The 6,320-nt window shown below is 65.1% G+C and carries 4 protein-coding genes; all 4 read right to left on the reverse strand.

Features of this window, described 5'->3' with window-relative positions:
* The coding region (locus EOA36_RS23440; RefSeq protein ID WP_189553327.1) for a nucleotidyltransferase family protein at positions 1 to 554 on the reverse strand (554 nt) is incomplete at its 3' end.
* 2 nt (positions 555 to 556) lie between these two features.
* Positions 557 to 2,068, reverse strand: a complete 1,512-nt coding sequence (gene tsaE / locus EOA36_RS23445) for a tRNA (adenosine(37)-N6)-threonylcarbamoyltransferase complex ATPase subunit type 1 TsaE (protein ID WP_127279619.1) — start codon at positions 2,066 to 2,068, stop codon at positions 557 to 559.
* 8 nt (positions 2,069 to 2,076) lie between these two features.
* The gene (locus EOA36_RS23450) at positions 2,077 to 4,632 is read right to left on the reverse strand and encodes a PAS domain-containing sensor histidine kinase (protein WP_127279620.1); all 2,556 of its coding nucleotides are present in this window, start codon (positions 4,630 to 4,632) and stop codon (positions 2,077 to 2,079) included.
* Between the two features lie 188 nt (positions 4,633 to 4,820).
* Positions 4,821 to 6,221, reverse strand: coding sequence for an adenosylhomocysteinase (ahcY, locus tag EOA36_RS23455; protein WP_127279621.1), 1,401 nt, complete (start codon positions 6,219 to 6,221; stop codon positions 4,821 to 4,823).
* Positions 6,222 to 6,320 lie beyond the last annotated feature (99 nt).

A 6,320-nucleotide genomic window follows, 5' to 3' on the forward strand; every position in this document is an offset into this window, starting at 1 on the left:
TTGAACAGGCGCGGATGGATGATCGCGGCGCCGGCATAGATCAGGCCGGCAGGATCGCCTTTCGAACGCCGCAGCGCGCCGTCCGGCGCCACCAGGAAATCGGTGCTGCCACAATGGCCTGTCGCCTGATGGAGATCCGCCAGCATCAGCAGAATATCCATTTTCGCCGCGTCCCATGCAAGGGCGAGCCGCCTGAGATTGAGCGGGCCGTGGTCGATCCAGAATGTATCGGCGTTGAGGATGTAGAACGGCTGTTGGCCGAGTTCCGGCAGCGCCTTGACGATGCCGCCGGCGGAATCGAGCAGCCGGTCGCTTTCATCGGAAATGACGATGCGCGGCGCGCGGCGCGCGGCGACATGGGCGACGATCTGTTCGGGAAGGTAATGGACATTGACCACCGCCGTGCCGACGCCGGCCGCGGCCAGGCTGTCGAGGCCCCAGTCGAGCAGCGTCTTGCCGGCGATCCGAACCAGCGGTTTGGGGATGGTGTCGGTGATCGGCCGCATGCGCTTGCCAAGCCCCGCGGCAAGTACGATGGCGATGTCCGGTCTCATTGTCACAGCGCTCGTTCCTCCAGCAACCCGTGCGCGCCGTAGAAATCTCGCAGCTCGGCGAGCGCGGGATGCGACAGCGCCCGCCTGAGATAGTCGCGGATGCGCGGCAGGTGCTTGAGATAATAGGGTTTGCCGTCGCGTTTTTCGAGGCGCACGAAAATGCCCAGGATCTTGGAATTGCGTTGTGCGGCCATGATTGCGTAGGCTTCGAGGAAGCCTGCTTCATCGAAGCCGCCGGCTTTGTGACGCGCCGCGACATAGGCAGCAAGCGTCCGCTTCTCGATCTCGGGCGGGATGGTGACGCGGGCGTCCATGGCAAGCGAGGCGACATCATAGGCGGCGGGACCGATCAGCGCGTCCTGCACGTCGACGATGCCGAGCCGGTCGAGGCCGGACCGCTCGCCGCGCCAGATGATGTTGGGTGAATGGAAGTCGCGCAACATCAACGTGTATTCGCTGCCTTGCAGCCGGTCGAGAAGCGCGTTCCATGTCCTGTGGTAGCCGGAACGCAGCGCGTCGCTCGCCGGGCCGCCCGATATCGCCGGCACGTACCAGTCGATCAGCAGGTCCGCCTCGATCAGCATGGCGTCGCGATCGAATGGCGGCACGTCATGGACGACGCCGGGTGCCGCCTCCATGCGGGGCGGCCAGGTCTTGCCATGCATCATGGCAAGCAGTTCGGCCGCTGCCTCGTAGCGTTCGGCGACTGGCTCGCCATTGCCGGCGAGAAAGCCTTCCGAGCCCAGATGCTCGAGCAGCAGGAAGCCCTGGTCGAGATCCTGCGCGTCAATCCTGGGCACCGCGACGCCGGCAGCCTGCAGCGCACGGTCGATGGCGACGAAAGCCGACACCGACTGCGCGGTGTGGGCGATCACGGCATAGGGCTTGCCGTCGCGCACGGGAGGGCCGAGCACCAGCCGCGGCGAATTCATCAGCACTCGCGGCGCCTCGCCGGCAAGCGAGACGATCTCGTAGGAGCGGGCCGAGGCATCGCCGATGAAATGCCGGCGCCGCGCTTGCCCCCATCCGGCGTTGTCGAGGAAGCCGCGCATGGCCAGCGAGCGCGCCACACGGTCGAAGCTCGCGCCTTGCCCCGACAGGCGCGCCAGCCGGCCCTCGCCGTGCTGGACGAGTTCGATCAGCACCGTCGTCTTGGGCAAATAGCCCTCAGCCCGTTCGGGCCACTCGATGAGGGCGGCACCTTGCGCGATTGCTTCCTCGAAGCCGAGCTCGTCGAGCTCGGCCGCCGAGGACAGGCGGTAGAGATCGAAATGATGGACCGGGATGCGTGTGTCGTAGCTCTGAACCAGCGTGAAGGTCGGGCTCGGCACTTCGAGATCGGCATCGTCGGCCAGTGTTCGGATGAGCGCTCTTGCCAGCGTCGACTTGCCGGCGCCGAGATCGCCCTTGAGCGCCAGCACGTCGCCGACGCGCAGCGCCAGCGCCAGATCCTCGCCCAGTCGCGCCGTCTGGGTCTCGTCGGCGAGCAAACGCTCCAGCACCGGTTCCGTCATCGAGCGCGCTACTCGGCCGCTGCGCGGATACCCGGCATGTCGGGAAAGGTGCAGATGACGGTCGTGCCCTTGTCCTTGCCGGTTTCGATGCGAACGGCGCCGCCATGCAGTTCGACAAAGCTCTTGACGATCGACAGGCCGAGGCCGGCGCCGCGGCGGCGGCCGCCATTGGTGCGCGGCTCGAAGCGGCGGAACACCGAATCGAGCACATCAGGCGGCATGCCGGGCCCGTCGTCGTGAACCGAGAACTCGACTCCGTCCGCCAGCTGGCGGCAGGCCAGCCGGATGGTGCTGGCCTCCGGCGCGTAATTGGCGGCGTTGCTCAGCAGATTGTAGAGGATCTGGCGGATGCGGGTTTCGTCGCCATGGAACGTCTTCGGCGCGGCGGCGGCGTCGACCGCAAGCCGGATCGAATGCTCCTCCAGCCGGTCGGCGACAAGCTCGGCGGCGGCCGCGATGGTGCGGTCGACATGCACTTCGGAAATGTCGAGCTGCATGATGCCGGCATCGACGGTCGCAAGGTCCAGTATGTCATTGACGATGGTCAGCAGCACCGAGGAGGACGAGCCGACATGCTCGACATATTCGCGCTGCTTCTGCGTCAACGGGCCGGTTGCCGGCAGCGACAGCAGCTCGGTGAAGCCGATGATGTTGGTCAGCGGCGAACGCAGTTCATAGGACACATGCTGGACGAATTCGTTCTTGAGCTGGTCCGATTTCTCGAGCGCCTCGTTCCTGTCCTTGAGCGCGCGTTCGACGTGGACGCTGTCGGTAACGTCGACGAAGGTCATCATCACTTGCCCGTTGGGCAGCGGAATCACGGCGTACCGCAGCACGGTGCCGTTGTTGAGCTCGGTCTGGCCGTGGCGGTCGCGGCGCTCGTCGTCGAAGCCGGTGATGGCGGCGACGAAGCCGGGCCAGGGGCTCTCGACCGCTTGTCGGTCGGAGAGCTCGCGTATGGCCGATACGTGCACATTGGGCTTGGCGGCTTCCGCGTCCAACCCCCACAGCGTGGCGAAGGCCGGGTTCGACAGGCGCAGCCGGCCGTCGGGGCCGAACACCGCGACGCCTTCCGCCAGATTGTCGAGCGTTTCGCCCTGGACCCGAACCGCGGTGCGGTAGCGGCTTTCGAGATCCATCTTCTCGGTCAGGTTCTCGAACACCCAGGTGACGCCGCCCTTGGGTTGCGGATTGGCAACGACACGGATCGTCTTGCCGTCCGGCAGATGCCACCAGTGCTCCTGCGATTCGACGGCGCGGTAGGCGCCGAGCAGGCCTTCCTTCCAGCGGCGCCATTCCGGCTGTTCGGCGATCTTGCCCTCGCTGCGCAGCCGGTCGAGCAAAAGGGCGTTGTCGGGCGCGCTGTGCAGGAAGCCGCTGTCGAGCCCCCACAGTTTCTGGAAAGCCTGGTTGAAGAAGCGCAGCTTCTCGTCGGTGTCGAAGATGGCGACCGCGGTGTTGAGCTGGTCGAGCGTATCGGCGTGGCTGCGCACAGTCCGCTCATATTCGCCGCGGATGGCCTCGATGGCGCTGGTGTCGCAGGCAAGGCCGGCCGAACCGTCGGCGCCGGCAAAGTCGGTCACGGCGAACACGCGGCGGTCGCCTTCGATCACCGTCGACAGCGACTGCTCGAACACCGGATGCGATTTGTGCTGCGTGGCGATGGCGTCGCGCGCCTGGCCGCCGAGGAACTCCTTGGCGCCGCGCACGGCGGCTTCCGCGCTCTCGGCTTCGACGGCGTCGGCATAGGCCCGGTTCACCCATTTCAGGCGGCCATGCTCGTCACGCAGCCATGCCGGCATCTTCAGCGCTTCGAGCAGGCCGATCATCGTGTCATGGTCAGCGGCCAGCCGCTGGTTGTCGATCTTGAGCCGGGCCTGGCTGCGCTGTGTCTCGGACAGCGAGACAAACCGCACCAGCACATGGGCCGCGCTCTTGCGGCCATGCACCTCCAATGGAGCGCCGGCCTGGGATTCGATCACCAGGTCGAACGGCCTGCCTTTTTCGCGCAAACCCGCCACGGCATGTTCGAGTGCCGCCGCCGAACGCGGCATCAGCCAGCGGCCAAAGGCGAGGAACGCGGCCCGTTCCTCCGGCGCGCCGCTTTCGGTCGGCAATGTGCCGATGAGTTCGGGCTTCTTGTTTTCCGAGGCCCAGACGACGACACGCTGGTCGCGCAAATTGAGCAGCGCTTCCGAACGCCGCAATGCCGCGCTGACATCGGCGACGCGGCTTCTCAGCTCGACATTCTCCGCCGAGGTACGCGCTCGTTCGCGGATGAGAACGATGGCCGACAGGAATGCCGTACCCGTTACGCCGACGAACACCGCCAGTTGTACGACCTCGACGGTGCTGATCGAAAGACCGGCCACCGCGGCGCCGACCGCCTGGGCATGCGCGACCGCCCCCTGCAAGGGGCAGGCAAGCGCGGAACCGGCAAGGAGCAATCCCGCACGGGCGCGCCAGGAAAGGCGCTCGCCGCGTGTGGCGCAGCCCATGGTCCCTGAATCATCGTGGCCGCCGGAAACGGCCTGTCCCGCGTGAAGCGGGTTTTCCCCCGGCATGTCTTGGTCCTCTTCGCCGCCTGAATGCAAGACCGCCCTGACGCGTGCGCCGGTCCTCGCCCCTGGACCCGCGAATCACAACAATAGCGCCTGCTGGAATCGGCGTGAAGAATCATTCGGCGCAAAAATAAAGCCGGGCGAAAAGTCAATCGCCCGGCATCAATATCTTGTAGTAAATTCGGCTTTGGTTAATAGCGGTAGTGTTCCGGCTTGAACGGACCCTGCGGCGTGACGCCGATATAGGCGGCCTGCTCGCCCGACAGCTCGGTCAAGCGGGCGCCGAGCTTGTCGAGATGCAGGCGCGCGACCTTCTCATCGAGATGCTTGGGCAGCACATAGACTTGGTTCTGGTACTGCTCACCCTTGGTGTAGAGCTCGATCTGGGCCAGCACCTGGTTGGTGAAGGATGCCGACATGACGAAGCTCGGATGGCCGGTGGCGTTGCCGAGATTGAGCAGGCGGCCCTCCGACAGGAGGATCATCCGCTTGCCGTCCGGGAAGGTGATCATGTCGACCTGCGGCTTGACATTGGTCCACTTCAGATTGCGCAGCGACGCGACCTGGATCTCGTTGTCGAAATGGCCGATGTTGCCGACGATCACCATGTCCTTCATCGAGCGCATATGGTCGAGAGTGACGACATCCTTGTTGCCGGTGGTGGTGATGACGATGTCGGCGGTCGGTGCCGCATCTTCCAGCGTGACCACTTCAAAACCGTCCATCGCCGCCTGCAGCGCGCAGATCGGGTCGACTTCGGTGACCTTGACGCGGGCGCCCGCGCCCTTGAGCGAGGCCGACGAGCCTTTACCGACATCGCCATAGCCGCAGACGACCGCGACCTTGCCGGCCATCATCGTGTCGGTGCCGCGGCGGATGCCGTCGACCAGCGATTCCTTGCAGCCATATTTGTTGTCGAACTTCGACTTGGTCACCGAGTCGTTGACGTTGATGGCGGGGAAGGGCAGCAGGCCCTTCTTCTGCAGCTGGTAGAGCCGGTTGACGCCGGTAGTCGTCTCTTCGGTGACGCCGCGGATCGCTTCCTTCTGCTTGGTGAAGAAGCCCGGCGAAGCCTTCAGGCGCTTCTTGACCTGCGCGTAGAAATATTCCTCTTCCTCGCTCTGCGGATTGGACAGCACGTCCTCGCCGGCCTCGGCGCGGGCGCCGATCAGGATATACATGGTGGCGTCGCCGCCATCATCGAGGATCATGTTGGAGAGGCCGCCATCGGCCCACTGGAAGATCCTGTCGGTGTAGTCCCAGTACTGTTCGAGGCTTTCGCCCTTGACGGCGAAGACCGGAATGCCGGCCTCGGCAATCGCCGCGGCGGCGTGATCCTGGGTCGAGAAGATGTTGCAGGAAGCCCAGCGGATATCGGCGCCGAGCACCTTCAGCGTCTCGATCAGCACCGCCGTCTGGATGGTCATGTGCAGCGAGCCGGTGATGCGCGCGCCCTTGAGCGGCTTCTTGGCGCCGAATTCCTCGCGGCAGGCCATCAGGCCCGGCATTTCGGTCTCGGCTATATCGAGTTCCTTGCGGCCCCAGCCGGCAAGCGAGATGTCGGCGACCACATAGTCCTTGCTACCCGTCATGGCAGTGCTCCGATGCGAATTGTTATGCGTGCGAATTGTTTGCGGATGCGCCCGTGCCGGAAGACATTTCCAAGGGCGCGAATTGCCGGTCTGACTAGC

It is taken from the genome of Mesorhizobium sp. M8A.F.Ca.ET.021.01.1.1 (assembly GCF_003998025.1).
Taxonomy (GTDB): domain Bacteria; phylum Pseudomonadota; class Alphaproteobacteria; order Rhizobiales; family Rhizobiaceae; genus Mesorhizobium.

Bases quoted from the DNA above. Each gene is read 5' to 3' on its own strand.
- tsaE (WP_127279619.1), bottom strand. From the start codon at position 2,068: ATGACGGAACCGGTGCTGGAGCGTTTGCTCGCCGACGAGACCCAGACG.
- EOA36_RS23450 (WP_127279620.1), bottom strand. From the start codon at position 4,632: ATGCCGGGGGAAAACCCGCTTCACGCGGGACAGGCCGTTTCCGGCGGC.
- ahcY (WP_127279621.1), bottom strand. From the start codon at position 6,221: ATGACGGGTAGCAAGGACTATGTGGTCGCCGACATCTCGCTTGCCGGC.